Source organism: Bartonella tribocorum CIP 105476, assembly GCF_000196435.1.
GTDB lineage: Bacteria > Pseudomonadota > Alphaproteobacteria > Rhizobiales > Rhizobiaceae > Bartonella > Bartonella tribocorum.
Genome location: NC_010161.1, coordinates 170,333 through 187,088, shown reverse-complemented (window position 1 = coordinate 187,088; position 16,756 = coordinate 170,333). Strand labels below are relative to the sequence as shown.

The 16,756-nt window shown below is 37.3% G+C and carries 11 protein-coding genes and 2 tRNA genes; 7 read left to right on the top strand and 6 right to left on the bottom strand.

What is annotated here, in order from left to right:
- Positions 1-1,112: 1,112 nt before the first annotated feature.
- A complete protein-coding gene (rpmA, locus tag BTR_RS00790; RefSeq protein WP_012230488.1) occupies positions 1,113-1,382 on the bottom strand; it encodes a 50S ribosomal protein L27 in 270 nt (89 codons plus the stop codon).
- A 12-nt stretch (positions 1,383-1,394) separates the two neighbouring features.
- Complete coding sequence (gene rplU, locus BTR_RS00785) at positions 1,395-1,871, bottom strand: 50S ribosomal protein L21 (RefSeq protein WP_012230487.1); 477 nt, start codon at positions 1,869-1,871, stop codon at positions 1,395-1,397.
- Positions 1,872-2,159: 288 nt separating this feature from the next.
- On the opposite strand from rplU, the gene BTR_RS00780 reads away from it, so the two are divergent.
- Positions 2,160-2,249: transfer RNA gene (locus tag BTR_RS00780), tRNA-Ser, on the top strand.
- A 305-nt stretch (positions 2,250-2,554) separates the two neighbouring features.
- On the opposite strand, the gene pgi is transcribed toward BTR_RS00780, so the two are convergent.
- From pgi to BTR_RS00765, 3 genes are all read right to left on the bottom strand, one after another.
- Entirely contained in the window at positions 2,555-4,219 is a 1,665-nt protein-coding gene (gene pgi, locus BTR_RS00775) for a glucose-6-phosphate isomerase (RefSeq protein ID WP_012230486.1), read from the bottom strand.
- A 189-nt stretch (positions 4,220-4,408) separates the two neighbouring features.
- A complete protein-coding gene (locus tag BTR_RS00770; RefSeq protein ID WP_012230484.1) occupies positions 4,409-7,546 on the bottom strand; it encodes an efflux RND transporter permease subunit in 3,138 nt (1,045 codons plus the stop codon).
- Positions 7,543-8,682: an efflux RND transporter periplasmic adaptor subunit gene (locus tag BTR_RS00765; RefSeq protein WP_012230482.1), complete on the bottom strand. Its 1,140-nt coding sequence runs from the start codon at positions 8,680-8,682 to the stop codon at positions 7,543-7,545. The genes BTR_RS00770 and BTR_RS00765 overlap by 4 nt, the downstream gene beginning before the upstream one ends.
- Before the next feature lie 368 nt (positions 8,683-9,050).
- Between BTR_RS00765 and BTR_RS00760 the strand changes: the two genes are divergently transcribed.
- The 4 genes from BTR_RS00760 to BTR_RS00745 all read left to right on the top strand — a co-directional run bounded on the left by BTR_RS00760 (position 9,051) and on the right by BTR_RS00745 (position 14,162).
- Positions 9,051-9,127, top strand: a tRNA-Arg gene (locus tag BTR_RS00760).
- A 784-nt stretch (positions 9,128-9,911) separates the two neighbouring features.
- Positions 9,912-11,585: a formate--tetrahydrofolate ligase gene (locus tag BTR_RS00755; RefSeq protein ID WP_012230481.1), complete on the top strand. Its 1,674-nt coding sequence runs from the start codon at positions 9,912-9,914 to the stop codon at positions 11,583-11,585.
- Positions 11,586-11,773: 188 nt separating this feature from the next.
- On the top strand, positions 11,774-12,007 hold the full coding sequence (rpsU, locus tag BTR_RS00750; protein WP_012230480.1) for a 30S ribosomal protein S21: 234 nt from the start codon (positions 11,774-11,776) through the stop codon (positions 12,005-12,007).
- 1,594 nt (positions 12,008-13,601) lie between these two features.
- Positions 13,602-14,162 (top strand): SH3 domain-containing protein, encoded by a 561-nt coding sequence (locus BTR_RS00745; RefSeq protein WP_012230479.1) that lies wholly within the window; start codon positions 13,602-13,604, stop codon positions 14,160-14,162.
- Between the two features lie 46 nt (positions 14,163-14,208).
- Here BTR_RS00745 and irrA read toward each other — a convergent pair whose 3' ends face one another.
- Complete coding sequence (gene irrA / locus BTR_RS00740) at positions 14,209-14,721, bottom strand: iron response transcriptional regulator IrrA (RefSeq protein WP_012230478.1); 513 nt, start codon at positions 14,719-14,721, stop codon at positions 14,209-14,211.
- 233 nt (positions 14,722-14,954) lie between these two features.
- On the opposite strand from irrA, the gene fabA reads away from it, so the two are divergent.
- Together fabA and fabB are read left to right on the top strand one after the other, a co-directional pair.
- Positions 14,955-15,464, top strand: coding sequence for a 3-hydroxyacyl-[acyl-carrier-protein] dehydratase FabA (gene fabA, locus BTR_RS00735; protein ID WP_012230477.1), 510 nt, complete (start codon positions 14,955-14,957; stop codon positions 15,462-15,464).
- A gap of 57 nt (positions 15,465-15,521) precedes the next feature.
- Complete coding sequence (gene fabB / locus BTR_RS00730; protein ID WP_012230476.1) at positions 15,522-16,742, top strand: beta-ketoacyl-ACP synthase I; 1,221 nt, start codon at positions 15,522-15,524, stop codon at positions 16,740-16,742.
- Positions 16,743-16,756 lie beyond the last annotated feature (14 nt).

Below are 16,756 nucleotides of genomic sequence, written 5' to 3'. Positions count from 1 at the left end.
CACCTGAAAACTATGTTTTAAAGACGCTCTCTTTATCCCAAATTATTTAACATAACTTGCTATTATTCTCCCTATAAGAAAGCATCCTCCTCAATCATCTGTAACTTCAGTTAACATTTTTAACTCTTCCTACAAGTTGATTTAATCGACTACCTCTCTTATAAATTTATTACACCATTTAAAATTGCTCTATGCAACTTACTATCTTTAAAATTCTGTGCAGCTCATCCTACGATACTAATCCCTCAATCATATAACATTGATATATTTTAAGCTAATCCTTTGCTTCAATCAATATCGCAAACACACAATGCCCTCTGTCACACATTTGTAAAGTACCCCCCAAACACTATCATAAACCACTAAACTTTAAAAACATGCTATAAATATCTTACTTTCTAGACATTTCGTCAAATGAGATAAATAAAGCACAAAAACGAAAAGCAATTATTGTCTTAACTTTAAGCCCTTATGCTGGTTGATTTTCAATAATGTACAATAAATAGTGAAAAGAGAAAAAATACTCTTGAAGATAGCTGATTGCACATTGGTTATTTTTATATCTTGAGTCCTCCTCAAAAATATAATTCACCGTCGTTTGACAGAAATGCTTCAATACATATTCCCTAAAAGAAGCTTTAATCATTCAGCTTTATGGATTTTTTATTCCTTCTTTTTTAAAAGAATGGCCTCATCTGACCTGCCCCCATCACCATCCAAAAATAATATACCCCCATCACCATCACACATACTGATAAAAAAATTCCTCTTTATCAAAATGATCACATAAATAATGCTTTCATTAAATTTCTCATAATTTACCGAAAAAATTGCCTCTCTTCTAAAAAAATACTAAGTACCTCTTTATGCATAAAAAGAAAGTAAATTCTTTTCACTATCATCATACACAAATATACTAACAAATTCCTCCCCTCATTGAAAAGATTCATTTCCCCAATTTTACCTTTTTCGTTTTCCGTATACTTTCTAGATTTATTATAGTACCAATGCAAAAAGGGAAAGATAACATACTATCTTTCCCTTTTAATATTTAAAAACTACAACTGAAATCCAATGAAATTCCAGTTAATGGCTAGAGAAAATTCTACAGATTACTCTGCTGCCTCCACCATAGGAATAACTGAAACATAGGAACGGTTACCTGCTTTCCGTTGAAAAGAAACCTTCCCTTCTGATAAAGCAAAAAGCGTATGGTCTTTTCCAATGCCGACATTGTCGCCGGGATGCCAACGTGTACCACGCTGACGGACGATAATATTTCCAGCAATAACGCTTTCACCACCAAACTTTTTAACGCCTAGACGTTTCGATTCTGAATCGCGACCATTCCGCGAGGAACCACCAGCTTTTTTATGTGCCATAGACGCTCTCCTTTAATCTTTCTTACTTTTTGATGCTACAGCCGCTTTCTTCTGCGATGCAGTCTTTTTTTCAGCTGTTTTTTCAGCTTTCTTCTCAACAGCAGTATCTTTTGTTCCTTTTGCTGCCGTTGCTTCCTCTTTTATGGGTTTCGCAGCTGCTTTTTTAGGCTTTGAACCACCCATTAAAATTTCTAAAACACGCAGTGTTGTAAATTCTTGACGATGACCACGCGTGCGCTTAGAATTCTGACGACGACGCTTCTTAAATGCGATAACCTTGCGTCCACGTGCCTGTTCTAAAATTTCAGCCGTTACCCGTGCATCAGCAACAACAGGTGTCCCAATAACCGCACTACCCTCTTGCCCAACCATCAATACGTCATTGAATTCAACAACATCACCCGCATTTCCAATAACTTTTTCAACTTTTACCACTTGGTTAGCAACAATGCGGTATTGCTTACCACCGGTTTTAATGACTGCGAACATTTTTTATCCTTCCGTTCACTCCAGCTCTTATTTAATTTTTACCTTGAAATAAGGGAAAATAGGCTGCTTTTTATCAGTCGTAACCAATTTTAAAGAAGGATAAAACCTTCCTCAACACAAACGAGCGCAGAACTCTCCACACTCATATTCTGCATATATGAAGGAATTTCTATTCTCTGTCAATAAAGTCCTATAAAAAAGAAAAAAAGGTTGTACCAAAAACAATTGAAGGTTATCTACCCATCAGATGCTATATTTAAGTGGTGCGAATTTTTTCGCACTTCATATGGAGAGGTGGCTGAGTGGTTGAAAGCACCGCACTCGAAATGCGGCATAGGGGTGACTCTATCGAGGGTTCAAATCCCTCTCTCTCCGCCAAAGTTTAACTAAAACGATATTATTAGAATGTCCTTAACGTAACTCGCCAATGAGTTCTGTGTGCTTTGATCTGTAGTTTTGTACCAATCTATTTTTTTCAAAGGATTTTAAAAGAATTCATAAAAGGTTTTCAAAACCTTTTAAAGCTCTTTATCGTTTTTAGAATTTTTGCACTTCATTTATTTTCTTTTACAAAAACCTAATTCAAAAAAATAAGGGAGCGCAGAGTAAAATAAAGAATTGTCTCATATTCCTCTCTCATTCTACCTTTGCTTAGTTCGCACAGAACTTATTATCAAATTATATTATTTTGCACGTCTTGCTTGAATATGGGCGAGCAATCCTAATGTTGAACTATCGCGATTATCCGCTTCACTTTCTCCACGAAGAATGGGTAATAACTCATTTGCTAATTCCTTACCAAGTTCAACACCCCATTGATCAAACGAATTAATATTCATTAAAATACCTTCAACAAAAATACGATGTTCATAAAGCGCAATGAGACGACCGAGTGCAAAAGGCGTTAATAAATCTTGAACCAGCATAATACTGGGACGATTTCCTTTAAAACTTCTATGAAGTGCTAAGTGATCTGCTTCTCTTGCGTCAACACCATTTTGTATCAAGATATGCCGAGCATCTTCAATACTACGCCCTTTCATCAAGGCTTTTGATTGCGCTAAACAGTTTGCTAGCAACATCTCATACATAGAGTGTAAATTTTTCTCATGCCCTTTGATAAATAAAATGAATTCTACAGGAATAACATCTGTTCCTTGATGCAGAAGCTGAAAAAAAGCATGTTGACTATTTGTTCCTGAATCACCCCAAACGATCGGACCACTTGAAAAATTTAATGGTTTTCCATCCAGCGAGACTTGCTTCCCATTTGATTCCATATCAAGCTGTTGTAAATAAGCTGGAAAATGTATTAAGCGTTGTGCATAGGGAATGATAGAGCGTGTTGAATAACCACAAATAACACGATGCCAGAACCCTAAAAGAGCAAATCGAATAGGAATATTTTTATGCAAAGGCATGGTTTTAAAATGTTGGTCCATTTGCAAAGCGCCATTGAGAAATTGCCGAAAATTTTGCCCCCCTATTGCAAACATAACAACAAGGCCAATGGCGGACCAAATTGAATAACGTCCTCCAACCCAACTCCAAAATTTAAAAACTCTTGTGGGATCTATGCCAAATTCTGCCACTTTATCAAGCGCACTCGAAACAGCAACAAAATGCTTGTGAATAGCTTCTTCCCCTAAATGTGAAAAAATCCACTGACGTGCAACTTGAGCATTTACCACTGTTTCAGCCGTTGTAAAAGTTTTAGAAGCAATGACAAAAAGCGTTGTTTCTGGATTCAAAATAGAGAGAGTATCAGAAATATGAGCACTGTCAGCGTTAGAAACAAAATGACAACGTGGACCATCATGATAAGGTTTTAAAGCATATGTGACCATTGCAGGACCAAGATCAGAGCCACCAATACCAATATTGACAATATCACTTATTCTCTTTCCACTGCTTCCCTTATAGCGGCCATCACGTACCTTTTCAGAAAATCTTTCCATATCTTCAAGGACGTCTTGAATATCGGGAATAAGATCATGACCATCCAACATGAAAATTTCATCAGCCGGTAAACGTAATGCAATATGAAGAACGGAACGTTTTTCAGTTGTATTAATGGCTTGTCCCGAAAACATTGCATCACGCCGGCCTAACACATCTGCTGCGACAGCTAAATCATCTAAAAGTTGTAATGTTTTAAATGTTACACCACATTTTGAAAAATCAAAAAGAAGATCATCAAGTCTGAGAGAAAAATGGGAAAAACGCTGGTCATCCTCTACAAAATGCTGACGAATATCAGAGACCCCATCCTTTGTAGCATGGCTCTTTAAAGCTCTCAATGCAGCTTCAAAAGCCTTTTCATTTCGAATCGAAAAGCTATCTCCCATAAGCTTACCCTATACGGTTATTGATAATGAAATTTATGTCTAAACAATAAAAAAGTAGAAAGCAGTTTCCTTTATTGCTCGCTCTTTTCACTGCTCACATCAAAATGAAGGAATATAAAAGTAAAAAAATAAGATCCGACAATGATATTTTTACAAGAATAAACTTTCAAATCTTTTCTACTCGATACATCATTTAACTTGATTGAGTTCTTTTGTTAAGCGCAAATCTTCTTCTACTTTTGATCTTATAAAACGCCCCAAAAAAAGATAAACAACCGGTGTAACGTAAAGCGTAAAAATAGTTGCTAAACCTAAACCACCAACGATAACCCAACCTAAAGCTATACGCGCTTCTGCACCAGCACCTTTGGCTAAAACCAAAGGGATGCCTCCTAAAATAGCACAAATCATTGTCATGCAAACTGGACGAAGGCGAATATTTGCTGCTTCTTCTACAGCTTCACGCACACTTCTTCCCTGATCACGTAATTGATCTGCAAATTCTACAATCAGAATACCATTTTTTGCCATAACGCCAATTAACAGAATTAAACCAATTTGACTGTAAATATTAAGACTCACACCACTTAAGAGCATAGCAATTACAGCACAACCAATCCCTAATGGAACAGTGGCCATGATGATGAATCCTGAAATAAAGCTTTCAAACTGGGCCGCTAAAACCAATAAAATAATCACAAAGGCAATGCCAAAAACAATCATAAAACTGGAAGATGTTTCATTAAGTGTTTCAGCTTCCCCTAAGGGAACTACATAGGTTCCTTTCGATAACAAAGGGGATGCAATTTTTTGTACAGTTTGGTAAGCATCCCCTAAAGTAATACCTGGAGCAAGATTTGCGCTTAAAATGATAGCGCTCATGCGCTTTTCCCGTTTTAATTGGGGGGCGATAGCTTTTTCGTGTAAACGCGCAATCACCGATAAAGGAACATATCGATTGTCTTTAGTCTTTAAAAAAATATTTTCTAAATCACTAGGACTTTTCATGGAATTTTTACGCGATATCAATTTAACATCGTAAGAATGATCATCCACGTTAATGGAACCAACCTTTTTACCATCCAACATTGCTTGTAATGTATCGCCCAAGTTGGTGATATCAATCCCTAAATCGGAGGCTTTTTTTCGATTGATTTCAATAAAAAATTGCGGTTGTGTAGCATCAACAGTAAGACGTGGGCGAATAAAACGTGGATCAGCTTGTAAAGCACGCACCAACTTATCAGCAATGGGTTGTAGTGTTGCATAATCATTGCCAAGAATTGCAAATTGTAACCCTTGCCCCGTTCCTCTTACACCTAAAGAATTTCCCTGGGCAGCAAACACAAAAACTGCCGGAAACTGCCTAACCTTTGCATTAACATCTTTCACGATTTCTTGCTGACTGCGTAAACGTTTATCCCAAGATGAAAGCAATAAAACCAAAAAAGCAGTATTGGGTGAACCGCCAATACCCGCGATAGAGTAACTATTAGAAATCTCACCCGCATCACGTAATGGCTGTAAACTCTCTTCAATTTGCTCTACCTGCTCGTTCAAATATTGTGTTGAAATACCTTGTGGTCCATTAATGACCAAAAAGATAAGGGCTCTGTCTTCTGCTGGCGTTAATTCTTGTTGCAACTTCGTATAGCCTCCAACGCAAAGAGCTGCAAAAATAAGTGAAGCAAAAAAAACAGCCCAAGGCTTTCCTAAACACTTATGCAAACTGTACGTATAGGCTTTATGAAACAAAGAACCCAATTTATATAAAAAAGTAAAATGATGATGGGCTTTTTCTTCTTCCTCCTCAATAGGTTCTTTGAGAAAACGGGAAGCCAACATAGGACAAAGCGTTAAGGCAACGATTGAAGAAAGCAAAATAGAAATTGCCAAAACAAAACCAAATTCTCTAAAAAGTCCTCCAACTTGTCCAGGAAGAAAGGAGATAGGGACAAACACAGCCACTAAAGTCAAAGTTGTTGCGACAACAGCAAAAAATACTTCACGGGTTCCTAACACCGCAGCAGCTCTGGAACCTAACCCCATATTGCGCCACCGAACAATATTTTCCAGAACAACAATGGCATCATCAACAACAAGCCCTGTTGCTAAAACAAGTCCTAAAAATGTGAGAATATTCAATGAAAACCCTACAAGATAAATCGCTGCAATGGTACCAATCAAAGCGACTGGAAGAGATACGGCAGGTATCAGCGTGACACGAATGTCTCTGAGAAAAAGAAAAATAACCAAGATAACGCTCAAAATAGAAATGACCAACGCAACCTCAACCTCATGAAGAGCGCTTTTAATAAAAATTGCATCGTCACTAATAACGTCTATATTTACAGAAGAAGGGATGACACTTTTGAGATTATCAACAACGGCTCTCACGCCTGCAGAAATATTAAGGGTGTTGGATTGTGCTTTACGCACAATCCCTAATCCAATCCCTGTCTTTCCGTTGATACGAAGAATAACCGTTTCTAAATCAGGTGATAAAGTAACGTGTGCAACATCACCAAGATGAACATGAGGCTTTAAAACAACTTGTTCAAAAGATTCTGGTGTTGTTAAACGTGCAGTAGCACGGACAACTAAAGTTTGCTTAGAATTGCGTAACGATCCTACTGGCACATCCGTTGTCATATCAGCAAGAACACGTGAAATATCTGCGACAGTTAATCCATAACTTGCAAGTTTTGCTTGATCGATATCAATCTGAAAAATCTTTGTGCGAGCACTATCGACCTGAACATCACCAACACCATCAACAGCAGAAATTGCATCCACAATCTGATCGTCTACAACTGTTGTTAAATCATCAATACTCATTATTGGTGACGTTACAACCAAATACATCATGGCAGCAGCATTCGAATCTGCTTTAATGATCAAAGGAACATCAGCATTTTTGGGTAAAGAATAAGCAATGCGAGACAGAGCATCACGGATGTCAGATGCCGCAACATTCAAATCAACACCGACATTAAAATTAATCTGCACACGGGAGCGTCCAAAAGCAGATGTTGAAGAAATCGTCTTAACACCTGACACACGAGAAACAGCATCTTCTATAACTTTTGTCACTTCACGATCAATTGTTTCCGCTGATGCACCAGAAAACATCGTCACAATTGTTGTTACTGGCGTATCAACATCGGGTAATTCTCTCACATCAACATTTAACCATGCTGCAAACCCTGCAATGATGATTATGGCATTTAAAACAAAAGTAAAAACCGGTCTGCGAATAAATAAGGCAATGAGACCACCTTTCTCCGCCTGCGACATTGGCTGCTTTGTGCTCAATGCTTGGCTCATTGTATATCCGCTCCATAAACTGCTGATAATTGCTGTTGATGGGGCTTTGGATTATCAATAATTACTTTACTTCCTGGGTAAAGCATTTGCACCCCTTGAATAACAACTTGATCACCATTTTCTAGAGGGGCTTTCACGAAAACCTGATCTGCTTTATGCTGAATAATCGATACGGGAATAGACTCTACTTTTCCTTCTCTCACACGCCAAACGAATGACCCTTTACTGTTCCATTGAATCGCAAGAGGATTAACGACAGGGAAAGAACCACCATGGAATTGCAAAGCAACAGAAAAGGACATACCAGACATGAGCGTATCTTTTTCATTATTGATTTCAACCTGAGCATGAAGTGTGCGACTTTCTGGGTCAACAACATTATCAATCGCGTAAATATGACCAACAAAAGATTTATCTGGCTGCGCGGTTAATGTTGCCGTTACCTCATCTCCTTTATGGATGCGTGATACATAGCGTTCAGGGGCCCATATATCGACCAAAATACGTTCTCTATTCTCAATACGGCCTATTATAGTATTAAGGGTCACGTTATTCCCCGCATCAACAGGTAAAATACCAACAACTCCAGGAATCGGTGCAAGAATTGTTCGCCGGTCGAGATCTAGCTCAGCGTTACGCAAAACCAAATTTGCGTTATCCAACTCTAAACGTGCTGTAATTTCTTGAACTTCCGTTGCTGTATTGCTGGCACGTAATTTAAGAATGCGTGAAAGCGTTAACGCATTATTATCACGTTGTACTTTTGCTTTTGCAGCCGCTATTTCTTCCTTTTTAGAATCAAGCTTTGCAATCACATCCCCCACTTGTACTTTTGTACCAGCAGACACAAAAAGCTTATCAATAACACCTGATGATAAAGGGGTTAAATCTACTTCAGCAAGTGCTTTTCCACTCCCAAGAACGTTAAGGTGTTCATAAAGATCTTGAATCTTCACACGGTCAACGACAACTTTCGTCGCAGGTTTTCCCATTGCTCCCTTTGAAGCTTGATACGATATACTTGTTTTATCCACCATAGAAATGGTTTTTTCTGCACTCTGTTTTCCAGCCCAATAAGTAACCGTTAAAACGACAATTAAAAACACCAATGGAAAGATCTTTTTTAATAACGCCATACATCCACCTTTGCTGTGTCATGTTTATCTGAAATAGTTTTCAACAGTCATATCGGCGTTTTACACAAAAACCAAACAGCAGGTATATATCTTACCCCCACCGCAAAAACACATATCATCTCTGGCTGACTATCGTTCACAGACGAAAACGTCAAGTTAACTATCGTTCATATTGCTTGGTACGGTCACAGCAAAGAAAATGACCTTATCCAAAATCCAACTGAAACCATAATATATTATATTCTTTTTTTAAATATCTCATAAAAAAGAGAGATTTTTTTTATTACGACCCAAGTTTCACTTGCATTTCTTTAATGAAACGATTAGGAACTCTTGTATCTTAGATAATGTAGAAAATCAAAATGTGTGCACCCGTAGCTCAGCTGGATAGAGCACCAGACTACGAATCTGGGGGTCAGGAGTTCGAATCTCTTCGGGTGCGCCATCTATCAAAATATCTTGTTCGTAAATTCAAGCCCCTTGAATTTCCTTTATGTTATTTATTTTTTGCTTATCTTTGATCTTCTTATGGCTTTTTATTCCATTCTATTGCGAGTCGTTTCTTTAGCCATTTTGGTATAATGGGATGTCATGCAGCCTTCAATTCAACCCAAATGCGCTTTTTATTAGCGATAATCGTAGCGACTGCATAAGTTGGTGTGTGTTGTTGCTCTCGTTTCTCAATCTATGCACTTTTTTTTGATCTCTTCTGGATTATACTTTTTAATCAGTTGGATAATTTTTTACGTGCTTATTTCTCTTTTCCATCCATGGATATATAGATCTTTCTGAATATTTCATTTTTGTCCACCCCATCTTAAGAGGAACTTTAAGTATACCCCCCAATAGGGGTTTACCAACATCTAAAACTTTTTCAGTGTGCTATTCGAAATAACAAATTATGAGATATAAAAATCGCATCGATATCGCTGTGTCAAAAGTTTTTAAATTAATTCCCTAAAGACTTTCTTCTGATGTTCATCATTAGCTGAACTTGAGAGTGATATGGTAGGCTAGCTAAAAACTTATTGAAACTTAAAAAAATAGAGATTCTTTTTTCCAAAAAAACGACTAAGAATCCTCTTGTCGTCTTTTAGCATTATCTCTTGCGCGCCATATCATTGACCTCTATGATATCTTATACTTTCTAGTCTTTATGGATTTTTCTCATTAATCCGTAGAGTACAGGTCCAAAACGTTAATAAAAGCTCAATTTAGAGAATTTTTCCATGCATAAAACAGATATTGAAATTGCTCACACTGCTAAAAAGCAACATATTACTGAAATTGCACAGAAAATTGGTATCGCACATGAAAATCTCATTCCCTATGGTCATGATAAAGCTAAAATTTCTTCCTCCTACATAAAATCGCTCAATAACAATCCAGATGGTAAACTTATCCTTGTCACTGCTATCAATCCTACCCCTGCTGGAGAAGGAAAAACAACAACAACCGTTGGACTGAGTGATGCTCTTAATCTCATTGGCAAAAAAACAATAGCCACTTTGAGAGAGCCGTCTTTAGGCCCCTGTTTTGGTGTCAAAGGTGGTGCAGCTGGTGGTGGTTATGCGCAGGTTATCCCAATGGATGACCTTAATTTGCATTTTACCGGTGACTTTCATGCTATTACAGCAGCTCATAATCTTCTTGCCGCAATGATCGATAATCATATCTATTGGGGGAATCCCCTAAACATTGATCCACGTCGCATTGTTTGGAAGCGCGTTCTTGATATGAATGACCGTGCATTGCGCGATATCGTTATTTCATTGGGGGGCATAACAAATGGTTTTCCACGCCAAACAGGTTTTGATATTACTGTTGCATCAGAAATTATGGCACTTCTTTGTCTTTCTGAAAATTTAGAAAACCTTACACAAAGACTCAAAAAAATTATTGTTGCCTATCGTCATGATAAAACACCCGTAACAGTGGCTGATCTCAACGCAGAAGGCGCAATGGCCGTTCTTCTCAAAGACGCCATCCAACCCAACCTTGTACAAACAATTGAAAATAATCCTGTTCTCGTTCATGGAGGACCTTTTGCCAATATTGCTCATGGTTGCAACTCAGTTATAGCAACAAAAACCGCTTTAAAACTTGCTGATTATGTTGTCACAGAAGCAGGATTTGGAGCCGATCTTGGAGCAGAAAAGTTTTTCAACATCAAATGTCGGCAAACCGGTATTGTCCCAAATGCAACAGTGATTGTCGCAACGATTCGTGCATTAAAAATGAATGGTGGTGTGGATAAAAATAACCTGACAGAAGAAAATATCACCGCTTTAGAAAAGGGAGCAGCTAATCTTGTACGACACATCAAAAATATGGCGCTCTACGGTATTCCTTGTGTTGTAGCGATTAATCATTTTGACAGCGATAGCGATGCTGAAATAAGAACATTACAAAAAATAGTTGCAACAACTGGACATAAAGCACTTATCTGTAAACATTGGGAACAAGGTGGAAAAGGTGCAGTAGCACTTGCACAAGAACTCGTTACCTTAATTGAAAAGCAAGATTCCGACTTTAAAGTTCTCTATCAAGATGATATCCCCCTCGTTCAAAAAATTAATTGTATTATAACAAAGTTATACGGTGGGCGTGGCGCCATCATCTCTGCGACTATTCTTAAACAACTTGAATCTTGGGAAAAAGAAGGGTTTGGCACTTACCCTATTTGTATGGCAAAAACACCTTATTCTTTTTCTGCTGATCCCAAGCAATATGGTGCTCCTGTTGATTTTGAAATTCCTGTACGAGAAGTTCGTCTCTGTGCGGGAGCCGGCTTTATTGTTGTCATTTGTGGAGATGTTATGACCATGCCGGGCTTACCGCATTATCCTGCCGCTGAAAAAATTCATCTTGACGAAAATGATCAAATACAAGGACTTTCATAAGTTTATAACCATGTAAATTCTATCATTCATTATAAAAGGCATTTTATTACAAAAAAAATAGAATTTTAAAAAGCTATATAGACAAATGTCTTATTTATATGATATAAGCTTTTGTCCTTTTGGATGTACCTTTAAAAGGACGTAGGTTTTTCCTATCATTTATGACACTGAAAAAAGCAGGATAAATAGTGCAAGTACTCGTTCGTGATAATAATGTTGATCAAGCGCTTCGCGCGTTGAAAAAAAAGATGCAGCGTGAAGGTATCTTCCGTGAAATGAAAATGCGTAGTTATTATGAAAAGCCATCTGAAAGGCGTGCTCGTGAAAAAGCTGAAGCTATTCGTCGTACACGTAAGCTTGCTCGTAAGCGTGCACAAAGAGAAGGTTTTGTTAGTAACGGACGAACTATTGCGGTAAAGTGATATACTTTGAATGCGTCATAGAATTGCATAAGCAACAGAGAATAAGCTAGCAGAAAATTTTATCTTTATAGGCATTTCAATAGGTTACTTACCTGTGGTTTTTTGCTTGCAATGTTGTCTCGTAGTTTCGTTTATAAACTAATATGTTAATTATCTGAAAGTGATAAAATTTATTATCCTAAAGGGAGATTACTTTACTCTTATAGCTTTCAAAAATAGATAACAAATAGCACTTTAGATACTTAAGCAACTTATTTCTATGTAAAATGTGAATTGAGTATAAATGTTTTTTTGTCACTTTTCGCTGTCATTTTTCTCCTTCTTTTTATTTTTTAAATAGCTGTTTCTTATATGAAAGTCTCATGATGATTTTCTTTTTTGTCCTCAAATACTCTGCATCTTTCAAAAGGTTTTAAATCAGATTGTAAAACACAAATCACTATCGCAATAAGCGATTGTGTGAGGATATAAGAACATACAGTCCTCTTTCCCTTCACTTATGTAATAAAACAATGTAATGTCGCAACTCTTTATATCTCTCTAAAGGATGAAGAATTTCAACCACTGCACGATAGATTCTTTTTTCTTGATGAATTTCTTCTATCCATCACTTATGTCATTAACCTCATAAGTGTATCGAGTGAACTCTTCTCTTTCATCAAGCTTTTTATACTGAATCGAAAAAATTTGAAAATAAACAGAGAAAACGCTGTATTTTAATATGGGTATAAGTGCCTTACTATTATCATTTTTAATGAAAGATTTTTTATTTACAATTTATAACTTATTGATTTATTGTCATAAATAATTGTTTTTTATATTAAGTAATAACTTTGAATAGTAAAATCTTTCAACACCCTCTTATATTGAATCAATCAAGATTTTTGCTTGTACATCTCTGTACATCATGAGCGGGTTTTTTCTGCAAATAGAACAAAAATGTTTCTTATGAATACTCTAAATAATAGGAACTACGTAACATTGAAAGCGGTGAAATAGAATGATGGTACCAGCACGTATAAGCACTATCATTGCATAAGAGCATAGTATAGCAAATTTTGTACATTGAATTATCACAGGAAACTTTTCCGTTAAAATAGCCCTTCATATATCAATCTATTCTATAATGTCGCTCCTCATATTTTTACGTTTAAGTGCTTCATGTATCGTGTTCTTTTGTCCATTCAAAACTGTCCTCTCAAGCCATATTATAATCCCTTTACTGAATAGTTTTCATATTCATAACATCCATAACTGTACTTTTATTTCGACAAACACTCTTAGAAAAAAGAGATTTTAGCACTGATTTCCTATACAAAAGCTGCCTCAGCCACAATATACTTTGGCTGTTTTAATATCTTTCTCACACACACAGCGCGCTAAAAATCCAATATTTATTTGCAGGCATCCCCTCGTAAATACGATAAACACTACGAAATTCAAACTTTTGTTTTCCTCATTTTGCTCTTCTCGTAACAATTTTTTCATTGTTTAGATCTCGTTAACGGGCGATATGGCATAATTTTTATCAGTCTCCGATCTTAATCTTCCAGATTTTAAATGACCAATATATGATGAAATAAAGGAGTTCAGTGTGCAAAATTCTCGTTTGTATCACGTTTTAATGCTTGCATCATGTATCTTAATAGCAAAAGTCATCGTATTAGGTTCACCGCGTTTGTTGCACGCACAAACACTTAATCAAAATTTAGGTCCCAGTGGTTTACCACTTCCGCGATTTGCTTCGATTAAACCTACTCGTGTTAACGTACGCGTTGGGCCAGGAAGTAACTATTCTATCATTTTTACTTACAAAAAGAAGGGATTACCTATTGAAATCATCCAAGAATATGATCAATGGCGCAAAATTCGTGATGCAGAAGGTGATGAAGGGTGGGTGTATCAATCGCTTTTATCAGGAAAGCGAACTGCTATAACTATTCCATGGCAAAAAGATAAAACAAAAAGGCTAATGCTACGAAAAAAACCCACCGACAACGCAGAACTTTTGGCAGAAGTAGAGCCTAATGTCATTGGCAATATCCACCAATGCGATGGACAATGGTGCGAAATTACTCTTAATAACGTTCATGGATGGCTTCATCAATCTCAATTATGGGGGATTTATCCTGATGAAAAAATAAAAGGTTGGTGAATACTCAAACGCATTAAGTTTAATTTTTATTCCTCATTGAACGTCTTCAATCCCTATCACAAGATTGACTTTTTTGTTTCAATCGAACGATCAAATCAACATGTGAAATTTCCATACCTTCTGGTGGTGTAGGCAAATTTCTAATAATGGAAGCTTTTTCCAAATCACATGGAATATCAAAAATACGATTTTCGCCTTCTATATAAAAATGGTAATGATCAGAGGTATTGGTATCAAACCAAGTTTTCGAACCTTCTACAGCAATAATCCGTAACAATCCTGCTTCCGTAAATTGATGAAGCGTATTATAAACCGTTGCTAGAGATACAGGAACACCTGCCCTCACCGCTTCCTCGTAAAGCTCTTCAGCAGTAATATGACGGTTTCCTTGAGAAAAAATCATATGCGCAAGTTCTAATCGCTGACGTGTTGGACGCAAACCATTTTCACGCAAACGTTTTTCTAACATAGAAGTGGAATAATATTGCGCACCTTCTCCACATTCTTTTGTGAACTGTTGCTCTTCATTCATATCTAAATTATCTGCACTTCCTGACATGTCACAAACCAAAATATCTTCCTGCTTCAATAAGATAAAAATAGAAAAAAATAGGAACAGTAAAGTGCAATCTTGTATTCCATTTTTAAATAATTATCTATGTAGAATACATAAAAAAGGGCTTTTGTCATTAAAAATGATATAAAATCATTTCCCTCTCTTTAAAATTTGCTCTAAAATTAAGTTGGGGAAAAGCGCAGAAATAAAGATATATGCAAATAAATGGAGTAACCATGGCTGAACAAAAGTCTCGCTACACTTATGAAGAGCTTCTAAGCTGCGCTCGCGGCGAAATGTTTGGTAAGGGTAATGCGCAATTGCCAGCACCGCCAATGTTGATGATTCATCGAATCACTCAAATCAGTGAAACTGGTGGCACGTATGATAAAGGAATGGTTCGTGCCGAATTTGACGTTACATCAGACCTGTGGTTTTTTAATTGTCACTTTATAGGCGATCCCGTTATGCCAGGATGTCTCGGATTGGATGGTATGTGGCAATTAACAGGTTTTTTTCTTGGTTGGTTGGGCGAACCAGGAAAAGGAAGAGCGATATCAACAGGTGAAGTAAAGTTATCAGGTATGGTAACGCCACAAACCAAACTTCTTGAATATGAAATAGATTTTAAGCGCATTCGACGTGGAAATTTAGTCTTAGGAATCGCTGATGGATGGCTAAAAGCAGATGGAGAAACTATTTACAAGGCAAACGATTTGCGCGTTGCTTTATTCAAAGAAGATTGAATGTTATTTTCTTTAGGAAGAATTTTTTACTATTCTGTGTGGAATAAGGAGGTATGAATGCGTCGAGTTGTTGTAACCGGAATGGGAATTGTCTCCGCGATTGGAAATGACCCTCAAGCCGTTTTAACCAGTTTACGTGAGGCAAAATCCGGAATTTCTTACGCACCTCAATATGCTGAATTAGGCTTTCGTAGCAGAGTTTACGGTAAACCTGATATTAATATAGAAGAACTCGTAGATCGACGCGCTCTACGTTTTCATGGACGTGGAACAGCTTGGAATCATATAGCCATGGATCAAGCGATTGTTGATGCTGGTCTAGAACCTCATGAAGTATCCAACGAACACACGGGGATTATTATGGGTTCTGGAGGTGCTTCAACGCAATCAATCGTAGAAGCTGCTGATGTTACACGCCAAAAAGGTCCAAAACGTGTTGGGCCTTTTGTTGTCCCTAAAGCGATGAGTTCTACAGCATCTGCTACATTAGCAACTTTCTTTAAAATAAAAGGGATCAACTATTCAATCTCTTCAGCTTGCGCTACCTCCAATCATTGTATTGGGAATGCTTATGAAATGATCCAATATGGTAAACAGAAGCGCATCTTTGCCGGTGGCTGCGAAGATTTGGATTGGACACTCTCTGTTTTATTTGATGCTATGGGCGCTATGTCTAGCAGATATAATGACATCCCTCACAAAGCTTCACGTGCCTATGATGTCAATCGTGATGGATTTGTTATTGCTGGAGGCGCTGGCGTTTTGGTCCTTGAAGATCTAGAACTTGCTAAAGCGCGTGGTGCAAAAATCTACGGAGAAATCGTTGGGTATGGTGCGACATCCGATGGACATGATATGGTCGCTCCATCAGGAGAGGGAGCAGAACGATGCATGCGCATGGCCCTTGCAACAGTCAATAATAAAATTGATTATATCAATCCCCATGCAACAGCAACACCTGTTGGTGATCCTCCTGAAATAGAAGCTATCCGACGTATTTTCGGAGCGGGTGATCAATGCCCGCCCATTTCTGCGACCAAATCTCTAACAGGACATTCCTTAGGAGCCGCAGGTGTTCACGAAGCAATCTATACATTGTTAATGATGAATCATAATTTTATTTGTGAAAGTGCTCATATTGAAGAACTTGATCCAGCTTTTGCTGATATGCCAATCGTTCGTGAACGACGTGATTATCAACAACTGAATACCGTATTGTCAAATACTTTTGGCTTTGGCGGTACCAATGCAACGCTTATTTTTCAACGCTATGTATAAATGAAAGTTCTTAG

Excerpts from the sequence above, each read along its gene's own strand:
- rpmA (WP_012230488.1), bottom strand. The coding sequence starts at position 1,382 with ATGGCACATAAAAAAGCTGGTGGTTCCTCGCGGAATGGTCGCGATTCA.
- rplU (WP_012230487.1), bottom strand. The coding sequence starts at position 1,871 with ATGTTCGCAGTCATTAAAACCGGTGGTAAGCAATACCGCATTGTTGCT.
- pgi (WP_012230486.1), bottom strand. The coding sequence starts at position 4,219 with ATGGGAGATAGCTTTTCGATTCGAAATGAAAAGGCTTTTGAAGCTGCA.
- BTR_RS00770 (WP_012230484.1), bottom strand. The coding sequence starts at position 7,546 with ATGAGCCAAGCATTGAGCACAAAGCAGCCAATGTCGCAGGCGGAGAAA.
- BTR_RS00765 (WP_012230482.1), bottom strand. The coding sequence starts at position 8,682 with ATGGCGTTATTAAAAAAGATCTTTCCATTGGTGTTTTTAATTGTCGTT.
- BTR_RS00755 (WP_012230481.1), top strand. The coding sequence starts at position 9,912 with ATGCATAAAACAGATATTGAAATTGCTCACACTGCTAAAAAGCAACAT.
- irrA (WP_012230478.1), bottom strand. The coding sequence starts at position 14,721 with ATGTCAGGAAGTGCAGATAATTTAGATATGAATGAAGAGCAACAGTTC.
- fabA (WP_012230477.1), top strand. The coding sequence starts at position 14,955 with ATGGCTGAACAAAAGTCTCGCTACACTTATGAAGAGCTTCTAAGCTGC.
- fabB (WP_012230476.1), top strand. The coding sequence starts at position 15,522 with ATGCGTCGAGTTGTTGTAACCGGAATGGGAATTGTCTCCGCGATTGGA.